Origin of the sequence: Methylobacterium endophyticum (genome assembly GCF_050591105.1) — a bacterium.
Taxonomy (GTDB): Bacteria; Pseudomonadota; Alphaproteobacteria; order Rhizobiales; family Beijerinckiaceae; genus Methylobacterium.
Genome location: NZ_JBNHES010000026.1, coordinates 1 through 15,229, shown reverse-complemented (window position 1 = coordinate 15,229; position 15,229 = coordinate 1). Strand labels below are relative to the sequence as shown.

Sequence of the window (15,229 nt, the reverse complement as noted above, 5' to 3'; positions counted from 1 at the left end):
CGTCGCTATACGAACCGCCTCCGGCCGGAAAGCTCCCATCGTCTAGCGGTCTAGGACGTCGCCCTCTCACGGCGAAAACAGGGGTTCGATTCCCCTTGGGAGCGCCAGCGGCTTTTCAAGCCGCTCCATGCGCTCGGCTTTCTCGGATATCGATTTTCTCTTCACGGGTCCGTCCTTCATGGATCGGACCGCGTCGCGGGCCTTCCGCTTGCTCGGACGCAGCGTCATGGCGGCGAGCTGGTGAGGGGGTGTCCCGTTCTTAAGGGCGCTCGGAGGACCCGGCCGGGCGATCCCGGCGGAAGGGCCGCCCTCGCGGCCGTCATATGATCGGAGCGCGCAAGGCGACCCGCCCCCCGGAGCACGCGAGACACCCGCCGGATCGGACCGGTGCTTTCCGCGCGAAGGCTTCGCAATCCTGACGCACGCTGCGGCTACGCTTGACCGCGGGACGCCGACAGGAGATCGCCCGATGGATCATCGCACCGATGCGGCTCCCCCCGCCGACGCCGCGCAGGAGACGCCGGTGCCGCCACCGGCGCCGGCGGCCGATGTTTTCCGCGACTTCGACAGAAGCTGGGCGGCCGCCGTCTCGCACATGACGGGCGGGCTCTCGCCGGCCGCCCTGGCGCTCGCCTTCGCCGACTGGGGGATGCATCTCGGCGCTTCGCCGGGCAAGCGGGCGGAACTCGCCCTCATGGCCTGCCGGAACGCGGCGCGGCTCTCCGAGGACGCCCTGCTCGCCGCCCTGGACCCCCAGGCCCCGCCCGGCACGCAAGCCCCGCCGGGCGACAAGCGGTTTCGCGACGGCGGCTGGAACGTCCTGCCCTATCGCCTCTGGTACCAGGGCTTCCTGCTGACGGAGCAATGGTGGGAGGCCGCGACCCATGACGTCGCCGGCGTCTCGCCTCACCACCAGGATGCGGTGGCCTTCGCCGCGCGCCAGTGGCTGGACATGTTCTCGCCGTCCAACTCGCCCCTCGCCAACCCGGCCGTCGCGCAGGAGACCCTGCGGACCGGGGGGCGGAACCTGGCCGAGGGCCTTCGCAACTGGAGCGACGACGCCCGGCGGGCGATGGCGGGGTCGCCTCCGGCGGGAAGCGAGACCTTCAGGCCGGGCGAGACGGTCGCCGTGACGCCGGGCAAGTTGATCTTCCGCAATCACCTGATCGAGCTGATCCAGTACGCTCCCGTCACGGCGACCGTGCATCCCGAGCCGGTCCTGATCGTGCCGGCCTGGATCATGAAATACTACATCCTCGACCTGTCGCCGCAGAACTCCCTGATCCGCTACCTCGTCGGCCAGGGCCGCACGGTCTTCTGCATCTCCTGGCGCAACGTCACGGCGGACGACCGCGCGCTGTCCCTCGAGGACTACCGACGGCTCGGCGTCATGGCGGCGCTCGACGCCATCGCGGCCATCGTACCGGGCCGGAAGGTCCACGCGGCCGGCTACTGCCTCGGGGGGACGCTGCTGGCGCTCGCGGCCGCGGCCATGGCCGAGTTCGGCGACGAGCGCCTCGCGACGATGACGCTGTTCGCGGCCCAGACCGACTTCACCGAGCCGGGCGAGCTGCAACTCTTCATCGACGACAGCCAGGTCTCCTTCCTGGAGGCGGCGATGTGGGAGCACGGCACGCTGGATTCGGCGCAGATGGCCGGCGCGTTCCAGCTCCTCAAGTCGAACGACCTCATCTGGTCGCGGATGATCCACGACTACCTGATGGGCCAGCGCACGCCGATGATCGATCTCATGGCCTGGAACGCCGATGCGACGCGCATGCCCTACCGCATGCATTCGGAGTACCTGCGCCGGCTCTTCCTGGGCAACGATCTCGCCTCGGGACGCTACACGGTCGAGGGCCGTCCCATCGCGTTGCAGAACATCGGCGTGCCGGTCTTCGCGGTCGGGACCGAGCAGGATCACGTCGCGCCGTGGCAATCGGTCTACAAGATCCATTACCTCTCGGACGCCCCGATCACCTTCGTGCTGACCAGCGGCGGCCACAACGCGGGGATCGTCAGCGAGCCCGGCCACCCGCACCGGCATTTCCGCATCGCCACCAAGGCGCCCTCCGACGTTCTGCTGAGCGCCGAGGAATGGACGGCGGCGGCGACGCTGCGGGACGGATCGTGGTGGCCGGCCTGGGTCGAATGGCTCGCCGCCCGGTGCCCGGAAGAGCAGGTCCCGCCCCCCGGCATGGGTGCGCCCGAGCATGGCTACCCGCCGCTCGCGGATGCGCCCGGCACCTATGTGAGGCAGTCGTGAGCATGCTCCCGGCCGGCGCGCCGCTGGTCAACCGGACCTTCGACGAGCTCGCGATCGGCGAGACCGCCTCGCTGACCCGCGAGGTCAGCCCCGACGACATCAAGCTGTTCGCGGCGGTGTCGGGCGACGTCAACCCGGCCCATCTCGACGCGCAATACGCGGCGGGCGACGTCTTCGGCCATGTCGTCATCCACGGCATGTGGACCGCGGCCCTGATCTCGACCCTGCTCGGGACCGAGCTTCCGGGGCCCGGAACGATCTATCTCGGCCAGGATCTGCGCTTCCGCAAACCGGTCGCGCCGGGCGACACCATCACCGCCACCGTCGCGGTGCGGGAGAAGCGGCCGGAGAAGCGCATCGTCCTGCTCGATACCCGCTGCACCAACCAGCATGGCGAGGAGGTCCTGTCCGGCACCGCGACCGTGCTCGCCCCGGACGAGAAGCTCTCGCTGCCCCGCATGCCGGTGCCGGAGGTGGCGCTGCGCCGACCCGACAGCTTCGAGCCGTTCCTGCGGACCGCCCGCGACCTGCCGCCGATGCGCACGGCGATCGTCCACCCCTGCAACGCGGAGGCGATCCGGGCCGCGATCGAAGCGCGCGACGAGGGCCTGATCGAGCCGGTCCTCGTCGGCCCGGCGGACCGCATTCGACGGGCGGCCGAGGAGGCGGGTCTGTCGATCGCCGGCCTCCGGCTGGAGGAGACCGAGCACAGCCACGCCGCCGCCGCCCGTGCCGTCGCGCTCGCCGCCAAGGGCGAGGTGGAGGCCCTGATGAAGGGCAGCCTGCATACGGACGAACTCCTGGGCGCCGTCGTCGCCGCCCAGTCCGGCCTGCGCACGGAACGGCGGATCAGCCATGTCTACGCGCTGGGCGTGCCCGACTATCCGAAGCCGCTGATCATCACCGACGCCGCGATCAACATCGCCCCGACCCTCGCGCAGAAGCGCGACATCTGCCAGAACGCCATCGACCTGCTGCACGATCTCGGCGTCGCCGAGCCCCTGGTCGCGATCCTCGCGGCGGTCGAGACCGTCAACGCGGCCATGCCGGCCACCCTGGACGCCGCCGCCCTGACCGTCATGGCGGGGCGCGGCCAGATCACCGGGGCGCGGGTCGACGGGCCGCTCGCCTTCGACAACGCCGTCAGCTTCGACGCGGCGCGGATCAAGGAGATCGTCTCGCCCGTCGCGGGACAGGCCGACATCCTCGTCGTTCCCAATCTCGAGGCCGGCAACATGCTGGCCAAGCAGTTGATCTATCTCGCGGGCGCCGCAGCGGCCGGGCTGGTGCTCGGCGCGCGCGTGCCGATCATCCTGACGAGCCGCTCGGATTCGCTCGGCGTCAGGCTCGCCTCGGTCTCCCTGGCCAAGCTCGTGGCCGCCCGTCGCAAAGCGCAGGTGCCGGTGCCATGAGCGGCCGCATTCTCCTGACGTTCAATCCCGGCTCGTCGACGATCAAGCTCGGCCTCTTCGCGATGGAGGCGGGCGGCCCGCGCCGCCTCGGCAAGGGAGTGATCGACCTGCGCCATGCGCCTCTGACACTCCACATCGTCGAAGGTCCGACCGTCGCGGAGATCCCGCTTGCGGCGACCGTCAACGACGACCTGCACGACGTGATCGACGAGACGCTCGACTGGCTGGCGGGCCATTTCCCGGTCGGTTCGCTCGCCGCCGTCGGGCATCGCGTGGTGCATGGCGGAGACCGCTTCGCGGGACCGGAGGCCATCGACGACGGGACGCTCGCGGCGATCGAGGCCCTGGTGCCCCTGGCGCCGCTGCACCAGCCGCAGAGCATCCGGCTGATCCGGGCGATCCGTCATCTGCGCCCGAACCTGCCGCAGATCGCCTCCTTCGATACGGCCTTCCACCGCAGCCAGAGCGATCTCGTCCGGCGCTTCGCCCTGCCGCGTGTGCTCTTCGACGAGGGCGTCAAGCGCTACGGCTTCCACGGCCTGTCCTACAAGTCCGTCGCGAGCCGGCTCCGGCAGAGCGCCCCCGCGCTCGCCGAAGGCCGCGTCGTCGCGGCCCATCTCGGCAGCGGGGCGAGCCTCTGCGCGCTCGAGGCGGGCGTCAGCCGCGACACCAGCATGGGCTTCTCGACGCTCGACGGCATCCCGATGGCGACCCGCTGCGGCACCCTCGATCCCGGCGTGGTGATTCACCTGCTGAGGGAGCGCGGCCTGTCGATGGAGGCGGTGGAGGACATGCTCTACCGCCATTCGGGCCTGCTCGGCGTCTCCGGGATCAGCGCCGACAGCCGGGACCTGATCGACAGCGAGGAGCCGGAAGCGCGCGAGGCGCTCGACCTGTTCGCCTTCCGCATCGCCCGCGAGGCCGTCTCGCTCGCCAACACGCTGGGCGGGCTCGACACCATCGTCTTCACCGCCGGCATCGGCGAGCATCAGCCGGAGATCCGCGAGAGGGTCTGCCGGCATCTGGCCTGGCTCGGCCTCGCCCTCGACCCCGCCGCGAACGCGCGGAACGCGGCGCGGATCGACGCCGCCGCCAGCCGGATCGCGGTCCTCGTCGTTCCGACCGACGAGGAGCAGGTCATCGCCGAGGAAACCTCGTCCTTCTTCCAGCCTGGAGACATCCTCCGATGACGCCCATCGTCGATCTTGCCGGCAAGCGCGGCCTCGTCGTCGGCATCGCCAACGAGCACAGCATCGCGCATGGCTGCGCCTGCGCCTTTCGCGCGGCGGGAGCGGAACTGGCCGTCACCTATCTCAACGCCAAGGCCGAGCCCCATGTGCGGCCGCTGGCGGAGGCCCTGGAGGCGCCGCTCGTCCTGCCCTGCGACGTGCGCGAGGCGGGGCAGCTGGAGGCGGTGTTCGAGCGGATCGCAAGCCAGTGGGGGCGGCTCGACTTCCTGCTCCATTCGATCGCCTTCGCGCCGCGCGAGGATCTCCAGACCGGGCTCGTCAACTGCTCGGCGGAGGGCTTCGCCCTGGCGATGGACGTCTCCTGCCATTCCTTCATCCGCATGGCGAAGCTGGCCCTGCCGTTGATGACGGCGGGCGGAAGCCTCCAGACCGTGAGCTTCTTCGGCGCCGATCGCGTCGTCGAGAGCTACAACCTGATGGGTCCGGTGAAGGCGGCGCTGGAATCGACCGTGCGGGCACTGGCGGCGGACCTCGCCCCCAAGGGGATCCATGTGCACGCCCTGTCAGCGGGGCCGGTCAAGACCCGCGCCGCCTCGGGCATCGACCGCTTCGACGCGCTGCTGGATCGCGTCCGCGACAGGACGCCGGCCCATCAGCTCGTGACGATCGACGAGATCGGACGCGTCGCCGCCTTTCTCGCCGGCGAATCCGCCGCGTGCCTCACCGGATCGGTCACCTATGCCGATCACGGCTTCCACATCGTCGCATGAGGAGAGAGGCCGCCGCAGCCGTCGACCCGCGCGCCTCCGACGACCGCCCGAGCGGCCACGCCGCGTTCTGGACGCGAACCCCGCAGGAGCTCGGCGACGCCCTCGGGTGCGGCCGCGACGGCCTCTCCTCCGCCGATGCCGCGGCGAGGCTCGACCGTTACGGCCCCAACAGCGACGCCGGAACGCGGCGCGACAGCGTCGCGCGGGCCATTCTCCGGCGGCTGCTCGAACCCCTGTCGCTGATCCTGCTGGCGGCCGGCATCGTCTCGGTCGCGACCGGGGACGGCGTCGGCGGCTCGATCATCGTCGCCATCCTGATGATCTCGATCGGTCTCGACACCGTCCAGGAGGGACACGCCGTGAGGGCGGCGGAGGTGCTCCGGCGCTCGGTGGCGCTGAAGGCCGAGGTGAAGCGCGACGGCGCCTTCCGTGAGGTCGAGGTCGCCGCGGTCGTGCCCGGCGACATCCTGCGGGTCCGGGCCGGCGACATCGTCCCGGCCGACGCGCTGATCCTCGAGGCGACGGCCTGCACCGCCGGGGAAGCGGCGCTGACCGGCGAACCCTACGCCGTCGAGAAGCGGCCCGGCGCGGTCGCGGCGCCCGATGCCGGGGAAGCCTCGAACGCGCTGTTCCGCAGCGCGGTGGTGCAGACCGGGGAAGCGATCGCGCTCGTCGTCGGCACCGGCCGCGCGACCGTGTTCGGGGCCGCCGCATCGGCCCTCGCCGAAGCGCAGGCGCCCTCGCCCTTCCAGCGGGACCTGCACCAGTTCGGCCTCGTCATCGCTCGGCTGACGCTGGGACTGGCCATCGTCGTGCTCGCGACCCGTGTGCTGCTCGGCCGCGAGGTGCTCGATTCCGTGCTCTTCGCGGTGGCGCTGGCCGTCGGCCTGACCCCCGAGCTTCTGCCGATGATCACGACCGTCACCCTGTCGCGCGGGGCGATGCGGATGGCGGGCAAGAAGGTCATCGTCAAGCGCCTGGCCTCGATCCACGATCTCGGCGCCATGACAGTGCTGTGCACCGACAAGACCGGCACCCTGACCTCGGCCGAGATCACGCTGGCCCGCAGCCTGGACGCGGCCGGCACCGACGATCCCCGCGCGGCCCGGCTCGGCGCCGTCGCCGCCAGCCTCGGCGGCGATCGCGGCTCCCTCGACGCGGCGCTGATCGGCGGCTCCGCCGGAGCGTCGGAGGGCTGGACCCTCGCCGGCCGGCGCGCCTTCGATTTCAACCGGCGGCTGGGATCCGTCCTCGCCGAAGGGCCCGAGGGGCGGCTGCTGATCGTCAAGGGCGCGCCGGAGGCCGTGCTCGCCCTGTGCACGGCGCGGCGGACCGGCGGGATCGTCGCCGCGATGGGCGCGGGCGAGCGGGCGCAGGCCATCGAGCTCGTCCATGCCCTGGCGGCGGACGGCTTACGCGCCATCGCGGTGGCCTCGCGGCCGTGGCCCGAAGCGACCCACGAGGTCGAGATGGCGGACGAGGCCGATCTCGTCTTCGAGGGATTCTGCGCCTTCGCCGATCCGCCCAAGGCCACGGCCGCCTCGGCGATCGCCCGGCTCGCCGGGGCCGGCGTCCGGCTGAAGATCCTGTCGGGCGACGATCCCGTGGTCGTCAGGCGTCTTGCCGGCCTCGTCGGCCTGAACGCGGACACGGTGCTGTCGGGCGCCGAGGTCGCGGCCCTCGGCGACGACGCGCTGGCCGTGCAGGTTCAGACGGTCGACTGCTACGGACGGCTCGCGCCCGATCAGAAATCGCGCATCATCAAGGTGTTGCAGGCCAAGGGCGCGGTCGTGGGCTTCCTCGGCGACGGCATCAACGACGCGCCGGGGCTGAAGGCCGCCGATATCGGCCTGTCGGTCGAGGGGGCGAGCGGCGTGGCGCAGGCCGCCGCCGACATGATCCTGCTGGACTCGGATCTCGGCGTCGTCGCCGACGGCGTGGAGGAAGGCCGCAGGACCTTCGCCAACATCCTGAAATACGTGCGGATGGGGGCCAGCTCGAACTTCGGCAACATGCTCTCGATGGCGGTCGCCTCCCTGGCGCTTCCGTTCCTGCCGATGCTGCCGATCCAGATCCTTTTGAACAACCTGCTCTACGACCTGTCGGAGCTCGGCATCCCGTTCGACGGCGTCCGCTCGGAAGCGGTGGCGCGGCCGCAGGTCTGGGACATGGGCGGCCTGCTGCGGTTCGCGGGCGTCATGGGCCCGCTCTCCTCGGCGTTCGACCTCCTCACCTTCGTCCTGCTGCTCTTCGCGTTCCAGGTCTCGCCCGCCGAGTTCCGCACCGCCTGGTTCCTCGAATCCATGGCGACGCAGATCCTCGTCATCTTCGTCATCCGCACCAACGGGCGGCCGTGGCGCGACCGGCCCCGCCCGGCGCTGGCCGTGTCGTCCCTCGCCGCCCTCGTCGTCGCGCTGGCGCTGCCGTTCACGCCGGCGGGACGCTGGTTCGGGTTCGAGCCGCCGCCCGCCACCGTGCTGGCAGGCATCGGGCTCGTCGTGATCGCCTATCTCGCGGCGGCGGAGCTGCTGAAATCCGTCGCCCTCAGGCCCGGCCACACACCGACCGCGCAGTGACGGTCCCGATCGTTCTCCGGGGACCTGATCGAGATCAAGGTGCGGCCCGAAAGCGGCCGCGATGGTGGCAGCGGCCCTTGGCAAGTCGGAGGAACCATGCTCGCCGGAAGCCAGGACGAGGTGATCGCCTTCCTGACCTCCGAAGCCGGGTGGGGCGGCGGGTCCGAGACGCCGCGACGCATCGAGACGCATATCTCCCTCGTCATCCTGTCGGGCCCGCATGCGATCAAGCTGAAGCGCGCCGTCCGCCTCGGCTATGTCGATTTCTCGACGCCGCAGCGGCGGCTCGCCGCCTGCGAGCGGGAACTGGCGCTCAACCGCCGCACCGCGCCCGGATTGTATCGGGCCGTCCGCCGGATCACGCGCCGATCCGACGGACGCCTCGTCCTGGACGGGGACGGCCCGCTGGTCGATGCCGTCGTGGAGATGGCGCGCTTCGACGAGGGCGGCCTGTTCGACCGTCTCGCCGTCCGAGGCGCGCTGGCCAAGCCGATTCTGACCGAGCTCGCGAACCGGATCGCGGCGTTCCATGGAAGCGCCGAGGTCGCCTCCTCATCGGACGGCGCCGGCCGCATGGCCGCCGTGCTCGACATCAACGAGGGCGCCTTCGCGGCGACGCGCATCTTCCCGCAGGCGGAGGTCGCGGCGCTGGCCGCCGCGTTCCGCAGCCGCCTCTCCGCCCTCTCGGACCTGCTCGACACGCGCGCCCGCGCCGGCAAGGTGCGCCGCTGCCATGGCGACCTGCATCTGCGCAACATCTGCCTCGTCGACGGCCGGCCGACGCTGTTCGACTGCCTCGAGTTCGACGAGAGCCTGGCGACGACCGATGTCCTCTACGATATCGCCTTCCTGCTGATGGACCTCTGGCATCGCGGCCTGCGAGCGGAGGCCAACCTCGTCCTCAACCGCTATCTCGACGCCCGCGACGAGGAGGACGGGCTGCCGCTGCTCCCCTTCCTGATGGCGGTGCGCGCCGCCGTGCGCGCGCATGTCACCGCCACTCAGGCCGAAGGCGGCGACGAGGCCCGGCGGGAGGAGGCGCATGCCTATTTCGCCCTCGCGCGGACGCTGCTCGAATCGCGGCCGGCGCGGCTCATCGCCGTCGGCGGCCTGTCCGGCTCGGGCAAGTCGACCGTCGCGGCGGCGCTGGCGCCCGAGATCGGCCCGGCACCGGGGGGCCGCATCCTCGCCAGCGACCGCATCCGCAAGCGCCGGTTCGGGGTGGCGGCCGAAACGCGCCTCCCCGCCGAGGCCTATCGCTCCGTCGTGTCGGACGCGGTCTATGCCGAGCTGGACGCGGCGGCCGGGCGCATCGCCGGGCTCGGGCACGGCGTGGTCGCGGACGCCGTCTTCGGCAGGCCCGAGGAACGGGCGCGCATCGCCGCCTCCGCTGTGGCCGCTGGCGTTCCGTTCACGGGGATCTGGCTCGACGCCGATCCCGAACGCCTGCTCCGGCGGGTTCGCGAGAGGACGGGCGACGTGTCCGATGCGACGCCGGAGGTGGTCGCGGAGCAGCTCGCCCGCTCGCCGGGAGCGATCGCCTGGACGCGCGTGCCGGCCGACACCGAGGCGGGGACGGTCCGTGAAAGGGCCCTGGACGCCATCAGGCCCGCGACGGCGTGAGATCGACGTCTCGGGGGGCGCGAAGGCTCAGGCGAAGATCACCTTCCTGAAGCGCACGAGGGCGACGGTGAAATAGGCGGCCCCGATCGCCACGATCCTGGCGATCTCGGGCCAGACCACGTCGAGGCCGGCGCCGCGATAGAGCACGCCCTGCGAGAAGGCGACGAAATGCGGCGTCGGGCTGAGGATCCGCATGGTCCATTGCAGCCAGAGCGGCATGCTCTCCATCGGCGTGGTCGCCCCCGACAGCAGTTGCGTGACCACGAAGACCGGGATGGCGAGCAGCCCGAACTGGCCCATCGTCGTCGCCAGCGTGCCGAGCAGGATGCCGAGCGCGGCGACGGCGAAGGCATAGACGGCCGCGCCGAAGACGAACAACGCCAGCGAGCCGGCGACGGGAATGCCGAGCCACCCCTCGACCACGAGGAGGAGCGAGGCCACGGCCGCGACGAGGATCACGAGCGCATTCGCCGCCATCTTGGCCAGCATGATCTCGACCGGCGTCACCGGCATCACCAGCAGGTGCTCGACCGTCCCCTGCTCGCGCTCGCGGATGAGGGCGGCGCCGGTCAGCACGATCGTCAGCAGCGTGACGTTGTTGAGGATCTGCATCACCGCGCTGAACCAGCCGGAATCGAGGTTCGGGTTGAAGCGCGCCCGCACGACGAGGTCCACCGGCAGGGCGGTGGAGGTCTCCCGCCCGGCCTTCAGGTTCGCGATCTCCTGCGCGACGATCTGCTGGATGTAGACCGCGCCGTTGCCGGCCTGCGTCATCGCCGTGGCGTCCACGTCGAGCTGCACCCCCGTCTGGCGCCCCGCCCGCAGGTCGGCCTCGAACTTAGGCGGGATCTCCAGCACGAAGACCAGGCGCCCGGAATCCATCTCCGCGTCGATGTCGCCCGGCGCGATCACCTTGGCGCGCTTGACGAGGGGTGGCCCGAAAGCGCCCAGCAGCGTGCGCGAGACGTCCGAGCGATCCTCGTCGACGATGCCGATGGTCAGGTCCCGCGCCTCCAGCTTCACGCCGGTCGCGACCGTGTAGACCGCGATCGAGAAGGCATAGAGGACGAGCAGCAGCATCACCGGGTCCGCCCGGATGCTGCGCAGCTCCTTGACGACGAGATGGCCGATGGTGCGGAGACGGGCGAGGCGTTCACCCATCTCAGTCCTCCAGCTTGCGCAGGCCGACCTGCGCCACAGCGAGGAACAGCAGGAAGAAGGCGGCGAGCATCGCGAGGTTGGTCCAGAGCTCGCCGATCCCGAGCCCCTTGGTGAAGACCCCGACGCTGACCGGCTGGTACCAGGCCGGCGGCAGGCTCGTCCCGATCAGGCGTCCGCCCCCGGAGAGGGAGGCCACCGGCACCATCAGCCCGGAGAAGTTGATCGCCGGGATGATCGACAGGATCGCGGTGGCGAAGACCGCGGAGACCTGCGTCCGCGTGAAGCTCGAGATCAGTTGTCCGAATCCGGTCGTCGCCGCGACGTAGAGCAGGGTCGCCAGCACCAAGACCCAGGCCGAGCCCTTGATCGGAACGTCGAAGACGACCCGCGCGACGACGACCAGGAGCACGAAGCTCACCATCGCGACGGCGATGTAGGGCAGTTGCTTGCCGAACAGGAACTCGAAGCGGCTGATCGGCGTCGCGCGGAAGTTCGCGATCGAGCCGGTCTCCTTCTCGCGCACCACGCCGATCGCCGACATGATCGCCGGGATGACGATCAGCATCAGCATGATCACGCTCGGCACCATGGCGTTGGCGCTCTTGAAGCCCTGGTTGTAGCGGAAGCGCGTCTCCATCGAGACCGGCGTCGCCGCGTGGCTCGAAGCGGAGCGCCCGGCGGCAAGGCCCTGGGCGTATTGCGTCGCGAGCGCGGTGATGTAGCCGCGCGTCGTCTCGGCCCGGAACGGCATGGCCCCGTCGAGCCAGAAGGAGAGCTGCGGGACGCGCCCCGCCATCAGGTCGCGCCCGAACGAGGGCGGGACTTCGATGGAGAACTGCAACTCTCCGCTCTTCAGGCGCCGGTCGAGCTCTTCGGCGGAGCGGATCGGCGGCCGCTCCTCGAAGTAGCGCGAGCCGGTGAAAGCCTCCACGAGCTGGCGGCTCTCCATGGAGTTGTCCTGATCGTAGGCCGCGAATGTCAGGTTCTCGACGTCGAAGGAGATGCCGAATCCGAAGGCGAGCATCAGGATCAGCGGACCGAGGAAGGCGAAGCTGAGCCGGATCGGGTCGCGGATCAGCTCCATGGTCTCGCGCCTCGTGCAGGCCCAGAGCCGGCGCGCGTCGAAGCGGCGGGCCGGCGGAGCGGGGAGCGCGGCGGCGGTGGGGACGGGGATGGGAGCGGCTTCCGGGCCGATCTCCTCCGCGCCGGCGGCCTTCCCGGCGGCCTCCTCGAGGACGGCGATGAAGGCCGCCTCCAGCGTGTCCGTGCCGCGCCGCCGCGCAAGCTCCTGCGGCGTGCCGACCGCCAGGACCTTGCCGGCATGCATGAAGGAGATGCGGTCGCAGCGCTCCGCCTCGTTCATGAAATGCGTCGAGAGGAAGATGGTGACGCCGTCGTCGCGGGACAGATCGATCAGCGTCCGCCAGAAGGCGTCGCGCGCGACCGGGTCGACGCCGGAGGTCGGCTCGTCGAGGATCAGCATGGCGGGGCGGTGCAGCACGGCGACCGCGAGTTGCAGGCGCTGGCGGATGCCGAGCGGCAATCCGTCCGGGCGCTCGTCCGCCACCGCCTCCAGATCGAACCGCAGCAGCAGCTCGGCGATGCGGCCGGGGATATCGGCCGCCGGCAGGTGGTAGAGCTCGGCGTGCAGCCTCAGGTTCTGGCGCACCGTGAGCCCGCCGTAGAGCGAGAAGGATTGCGACATGTAGCCGACGTTCCGGCGCGTCTCCATGTCGTTCGCCGCGAGGGGCTGGCCGAAGAGCTTCGCCGTGCCCTCGCTCGCCGGCAGCAGCCCGGTCAGCATCTTCATCGTCGTCGACTTGCCGCAGCCGTTCGAGCCGAGGAAGCCGAAGATCTCGCCGCGCCCGATGCGGAAGCTGACATGGTCGACCGCGACGAAGTCGCCGAAGCGCCGCGTCAGCCCCTCCGCCTCGATCGCGGGCGTCGCGTCGTCGCCCGTCGGGCGCGGGCGCGGCTCGACCGGACGGTGCTGGGCGCGTTTCACCTCCGGCAGGAGCGCGACGAAAGCGTCCTCCAGGTTCGCCTGCCCGGCCTTCGCGCGCAGCTCGGCCGGCGTGCCGGTGGCGATCGCCCGGCCGTCATCCATGGCGACGAGCCAGTCGAAGCGCTCGGCCTCCTCCATGTAGGCCGTCGCGACGACGACGCTCATCCCCGGCCTGCGCGCCCGGATGGTGTCGATGAGGTCCCAGAACTGGCCGCGCGAGAGCGGATCGACGCCCGTCGTCGGCTCGTCGAGCACGAGAAGGTCGGGGTCGTGGATCAGCGCGCAGCAGAGCGAGAGCTTCTGCTTCATGCCCCCCGAGAGCTTGGCGGCGGGGCGGCCCGCGAAGGGATCGAGCCCCGTGGCCTTCAGCAACTCGCCGATGCGCCGATGCCGCTCGTCCCCGCCTTGGCCGAACAAGCGGGCATGGAAGTCGATGTTCTCGAAGACCGACAGCGTCGGGTAGAGGTTACGGCCCAGGCCCTGCGGCATGTAGGCGATGCGCCCGCGCCGCGCCTCGCGCTGCCCCCTCACCGCCAGATCGCCGCCGAGGGCGTGGACGCTGCCGTGCTGAATCCGGCGAACACCGGCGATCAGCGCCAGGAGGGTCGACTTGCCGACGCCGTCCGGCCCGATCACCCCGACCATGCGCCCTGACGGAATCTCCAGGGTCAGCCCGTCCAGCGCCGCCACCCGGCCGTAGCGCTGGCTCACCCCCGTCAACCGGGCCGCCGGTCCGGTCATGGCAGCTTCACGACGAGCGCGTCCGGCCATCTGGCCTCGGGCGAGGTCCGTACGAAGCCGAGCCCCCGGACCCCGGTCTTCACCTGCCGGTGGTATTTGGCGAGGAGATCCCTGTCGACCTGAAGCTTGACGCGGAAGACGAGCTTCTCGCGTTCGTCGGCGGTCTCCACCGTCTTGGGCGTGAATTGGGCATCGGCGGCGACGAAGCCGATCGTGGCGGGGATCACGTATTGCGGCACGGGGTCGAGGATGATGCGCGCCTCGTCCCCCAGCGCGAGCTTCCCCGCCTGCGCCGCCGGCAGGTAGATCGTCATGTAGACGTCCGAGAGGTCGAGGATCGTCAGGACCCGCGTTCCGGGGGCCACCACCTCGCCGGCGCGGGCGAGCTGATACTGGACGCGGCCGCTGCGGGGGGCGAGCAGCACGAGATCGACCAGGATCGCCTTGACCTGCTCGGCATCGGCCTCCGAGGCGCGGATCGCGAACTCGGCCTGATCGCGCTGGGCCTCGGCCGCCTTCAGCGCCGCATCGGCGGCATCGGCCTTGGCGTTGCGCTGGTCGAAGACCTGCTGGCTCAGGTAGCCCTTCTGGACGAGGTTCTTGCCCCGCTCCGCATCGGTGCGGGCGAGGATCTGATCGCTCCGGCGCTGGGCGATGAGAGCCTCTGCTTCGGCAAGGGCTTGGCGCGCCCGCAGCACCTGGGCCTGCGCGGCCCGCAACTGCGCCTCGTATTCCGGCGAGGCGATGCGGGCGACGACCTGTCCCGCCGTGACCTCGTCGCCTTCCTTGACGGAGACCTCCGACAGCCGGCCGGCGTATTTCGACGAGACGTCGACTTGCGTCGCCTCGATTCGCCCGTTGGTCTTGGCGATCCCTTCGGGCACCCCCTCGCCGCGCAGGCGCTCGATCAGCGCCTTGATGCGGGACTGGGCCCGTACGGCGGGCACCGGCAGCAGGGCTGATGCAAGGGCGGCGGCAAGAATAACGTGGAGGAGAAGGACGTGGGGGCGCCGCATGGACATCTCCGGCACGGACGGATCGGCCGTCCGGTATCACCCCGCCATATCATCCGCGACGGCTCCCGCGCCGCAAAAAGCAGCCTCGCGCGCTCACCCAGCCCATCGCGTTCCGCGCGACCGGAGACACCGGGATCGCCCCGATTTCGCGGTTTCGTTCATGGCGGCACGATCTTTTGGCGCCTTCGCCGCGGCCGCCGACCATCTCGATGCCGCGCGCGGCTTTGCCGGCACATTTCATGTGCCGATCATGTTCTCCGGAGATTATGGCAGCCGATCGCAGCCAGCGCCGAAACGCCGCTGATAACGTTTGGATTGGATCGGAGCCGGTGGAAACAGACGCCCGGACATGAGAAAAGCCGGCCAGGGTTTTCCTGACCGGCTTTTCTTATTCGGTAATTTTGGTTGCGGGGACAGGATTTGAACCTGTGACCTTCAGGTTATGAGCCTGACGAGCTACCGGGCTGCT

General features: G+C 70.7%; 10 protein-coding genes and 1 tRNA gene. 8 read left to right on the top strand and 3 right to left on the bottom strand.

Features of this window, described 5'->3' with window-relative positions; translation table 11 throughout:
* The first annotated feature begins 31 nt into the window (after positions 1-31).
* The 7 genes from ACP56T_RS20435 to ACP56T_RS20405 all read left to right on the top strand — a co-directional run bounded on the left by ACP56T_RS20435 (position 32) and on the right by ACP56T_RS20405 (position 9,837).
* Positions 32-107: transfer RNA gene (locus ACP56T_RS20435), tRNA-Glu, on the top strand.
* A gap of 362 nt (positions 108-469) precedes the next feature.
* Positions 470-2,266 (top strand): PHA/PHB synthase family protein, encoded by a 1,797-nt coding sequence (locus ACP56T_RS20430; RefSeq protein WP_430913999.1) that lies wholly within the window; start codon positions 470-472, stop codon positions 2,264-2,266.
* A gap of 2 nt (positions 2,267-2,268) precedes the next feature.
* Positions 2,269-3,678, top strand: a complete 1,410-nt coding sequence (locus ACP56T_RS20425; protein WP_430914022.1) for a bifunctional enoyl-CoA hydratase/phosphate acetyltransferase — start codon at positions 2,269-2,271, stop codon at positions 3,676-3,678.
* On the top strand, positions 3,675-4,868 hold the full coding sequence (locus ACP56T_RS20420) for an acetate/propionate family kinase (RefSeq protein ID WP_430913998.1): 1,194 nt from the start codon (positions 3,675-3,677) through the stop codon (positions 4,866-4,868). The genes ACP56T_RS20425 and ACP56T_RS20420 overlap by 4 nt, the downstream gene beginning before the upstream one ends.
* Positions 4,865-5,638: an enoyl-ACP reductase FabI gene (gene fabI, locus ACP56T_RS20415; RefSeq protein WP_430913997.1), complete on the top strand. Its 774-nt coding sequence runs from the start codon at positions 4,865-4,867 to the stop codon at positions 5,636-5,638. Before ACP56T_RS20420 ends, fabI begins: the two co-directional genes overlap by 4 nt.
* Positions 5,635-8,214 carry a magnesium-translocating P-type ATPase gene (mgtA, locus tag ACP56T_RS20410; protein WP_430913996.1) on the top strand — a complete coding sequence of 860 codons (2,580 nt, stop codon included), beginning with the start codon at positions 5,635-5,637 and terminating at the stop codon, positions 8,212-8,214. The genes fabI and mgtA overlap by 4 nt, the downstream gene beginning before the upstream one ends.
* A 96-nt stretch (positions 8,215-8,310) precedes the next feature.
* On the top strand, positions 8,311-9,837 hold the full coding sequence (locus tag ACP56T_RS20405) for a bifunctional aminoglycoside phosphotransferase/ATP-binding protein (RefSeq protein WP_430913995.1): 1,527 nt from the start codon (positions 8,311-8,313) through the stop codon (positions 9,835-9,837).
* Between the two features lie 27 nt (positions 9,838-9,864).
* Here ACP56T_RS20405 and ACP56T_RS20400 read toward each other — a convergent pair whose 3' ends face one another.
* Genes ACP56T_RS20400 through ACP56T_RS20390 form a run of 3 tightly spaced genes read right to left on the bottom strand, consistent with a single transcriptional unit; the run spans position 9,865 to position 14,760 of the window.
* Positions 9,865-10,998, bottom strand: a complete 1,134-nt coding sequence (locus ACP56T_RS20400) for an ABC transporter permease (protein ID WP_430913994.1) — start codon at positions 10,996-10,998, stop codon at positions 9,865-9,867.
* A 1-nt stretch (position 10,999) separates the two neighbouring features.
* The gene (rbbA, locus tag ACP56T_RS20395; protein ID WP_430913993.1) at positions 11,000-13,744 is read right to left on the bottom strand and encodes a ribosome-associated ATPase/putative transporter RbbA; all 2,745 of its coding nucleotides are present in this window, start codon (positions 13,742-13,744) and stop codon (positions 11,000-11,002) included.
* A complete protein-coding gene (locus ACP56T_RS20390) occupies positions 13,741-14,760 on the bottom strand; it encodes an HlyD family secretion protein (RefSeq protein ID WP_430913992.1) in 1,020 nt (339 codons plus the stop codon). The genes rbbA and ACP56T_RS20390 overlap by 4 nt, the downstream gene beginning before the upstream one ends.
* Between ACP56T_RS20390 and ACP56T_RS20385 the strand changes: the two genes are divergently transcribed.
* Complete coding sequence (locus tag ACP56T_RS20385) at positions 14,759-15,064, top strand: hypothetical protein (protein WP_430913991.1); 306 nt, start codon at positions 14,759-14,761, stop codon at positions 15,062-15,064. The genes ACP56T_RS20390 and ACP56T_RS20385 overlap by 2 nt on opposite strands.
* Positions 15,065-15,229 lie beyond the last annotated feature (165 nt).

Bases quoted from the DNA above. Each gene is read 5' to 3' on its own strand.
- mgtA (WP_430913996.1), top strand. From the start codon at position 5,635: ATGAGGAGAGAGGCCGCCGCAGCCGTCGACCCGCGCGCCTCCGACGAC.
- ACP56T_RS20385 (WP_430913991.1), top strand. From the start codon at position 14,759: ATGGACATCTCCGGCACGGACGGATCGGCCGTCCGGTATCACCCCGCC.
- rbbA (WP_430913993.1), bottom strand. From the start codon at position 13,744: ATGACCGGACCGGCGGCCCGGTTGACGGGGGTGAGCCAGCGCTACGGC.
- ACP56T_RS20405 (WP_430913995.1), top strand. From the start codon at position 8,311: ATGCTCGCCGGAAGCCAGGACGAGGTGATCGCCTTCCTGACCTCCGAA.
- ACP56T_RS20425 (WP_430914022.1), top strand. From the start codon at position 2,269: ATGCTCCCGGCCGGCGCGCCGCTGGTCAACCGGACCTTCGACGAGCTC.
- ACP56T_RS20400 (WP_430913994.1), bottom strand. From the start codon at position 10,998: ATGGGTGAACGCCTCGCCCGTCTCCGCACCATCGGCCATCTCGTCGTC.
- ACP56T_RS20420 (WP_430913998.1), top strand. From the start codon at position 3,675: ATGAGCGGCCGCATTCTCCTGACGTTCAATCCCGGCTCGTCGACGATC.
- ACP56T_RS20390 (WP_430913992.1), bottom strand. From the start codon at position 14,760: ATGCGGCGCCCCCACGTCCTTCTCCTCCACGTTATTCTTGCCGCCGCC.
- fabI (WP_430913997.1), top strand. From the start codon at position 4,865: ATGACGCCCATCGTCGATCTTGCCGGCAAGCGCGGCCTCGTCGTCGGC.
- ACP56T_RS20430 (WP_430913999.1), top strand. From the start codon at position 470: ATGGATCATCGCACCGATGCGGCTCCCCCCGCCGACGCCGCGCAGGAG.